The sequence below is a fragment of the Vibrio sp. 1069 genome (genome assembly GCF_033340555.1).
The window spans coordinates 1-674 of the sequence record NZ_JAWOWP010000434.1 but is presented as its reverse complement, the minus strand read 5'-3'; the positions used below and the strand labels follow the sequence as shown (position 1 = coordinate 674).

At 46.7% G+C, this 674-nt stretch carries 1 protein-coding gene; it reads right to left on the bottom strand.

What is annotated here, in order from left to right:
• Positions 1 to 70: 70 nt before the first annotated feature.
• Positions 71 to 674: two-component system response regulator ArcA (gene arcA, locus R7040_RS26965; protein WP_318097673.1), on the bottom strand; the 604-nt coding region annotated here is incomplete at its 5' end.

Sequence of the window (674 nt, the reverse complement as noted above, 5' to 3'; positions counted from 1 at the left end):
TAGTTTCTTTGCCGCATAGAAAAAGGGCTTGCTCCAATGAGCAAGCCCTTCGTATTTCTAGCAGACTGCATTAGTCTTCTAAGTCACCACAGAAGCGGTAGCCTTCACCGTGGATAGTCGCGATGATTTCTGGCGTACCAGATACTGATTCGAAGTGTTTACGAATACGGCGAATCGTTACGTCGACAGTACGGTCATGTGGTTTAAGCTCACGGCCAGTCATCTTCTTAAGAAGATCAGCACGTGTTTGGATCTTACCTGGGTTCTCACAGAAGTGCAGAAGTGCACGGAATTCAGAACGAGGCAGCTTGTAGCTATCGCCAGCAGGGCTCACTAGTGAGCGGCTGTTAATATCTAGCACCCAACCGTTGAATTCGTATTTTTCTACTGAGCGCTTTTCTTCTTGAACTGCGTTAGTGCTCATTGAGCGGCTTAGCAGGTTGCGCGCACGAATAGTCAATTCACGTGGGTTGAATGGTTTTGTGATGTAGTCATCAGCACCAATTTCAAGACCTAGGATCTTGTCTACTTCATTGTCGCGGCCTGTTAGGAACATCAGAGCGATGTTCGCTTGCTCACGTAGTTCACGTGCTAACAGTAGACCATTCTTGCCTGGAAGATTAATGTCCATAATGACCAAGTTGATAGAGTTGTCAGACAACACTTGGTGCATC